At 40.9% G+C, this 767-nt stretch carries 1 protein-coding gene; it reads left to right on the plus strand.

The window, feature by feature from the left end:
- Positions 1-52: 52 nt before the first annotated feature.
- Positions 53-767, plus strand: a 715-nt coding sequence (locus GNE10_RS34920) for a hypothetical protein (RefSeq protein WP_260447160.1), incomplete at its 3' end; no start/stop codon positions are given.

The raw sequence follows: 767 nt of genomic DNA on the forward strand, positions 1-767 counted from the left end.
GAGATAAAATATTATTAATTATTTCAAATCAATTCCCAATAAATCAAATTGAATGACTCGATTTATTCATGACCAATTCGCCAAGGATTATCTGGAAGAATTACTAAAACCTTATGGAGAAGTACAAGCCCCCAGTCGTGTAGCAGGAGAAGTGCGAGAAATTGATGTTTTATTTTCTCCAGCAGCACAACAAACTACCGATTTAGCGACATTAGGTTTATTAGGAAAGTTGGCGACCAGTCCTGCTATCTTTGAGCCATTCCGCAATGCGGCATCTAAAGAAGAAATTTGTGATTGTCTGTTGAAATTATTAGAAGTTAGGGGTGCATTACAACGAGAAGCTAATAAAAATAAAACCCCCATTCAAGAATTAGAAATTCCCAAATTATGGATTCTCACCCCCACAGCATCCGCGACGCTGCTGTCAGGGTTTCGTGCAGTTCAAGGGGAAGATTGGTTGCCTGGAGTACATTTGATGGCAGACTATTTACGTGCAGCCATTGTAGCCATCCATCAGTTACCACAAACCCTAGAAACACTATGGCTGAGAATCCTGGGTAGAGGAAGGGTACAAGAGCAGGCAATTAATGAGTTAAAAGCACTACCATCAAATCATCCATTCCAGAAAGCGACGCTAGAATTAGTTTACAACCTGCGCCAGAATTTGAGAGTAAATCAAAATTTAGAAGAAGATGAGATGCCTAAGCCAGGAAGTCACCCTCCTGACTCGGCTACAAAACCGTGCATGAATCTTTCGATTCACACGG

This window comes from Nostoc sp. 2RC, assembly GCF_014222165.1.
In the GTDB taxonomy this organism is placed as follows: Bacteria; Cyanobacteriota; Cyanobacteriia; order Cyanobacteriales; family Nostocaceae; genus Nostoc; species Nostoc linckia.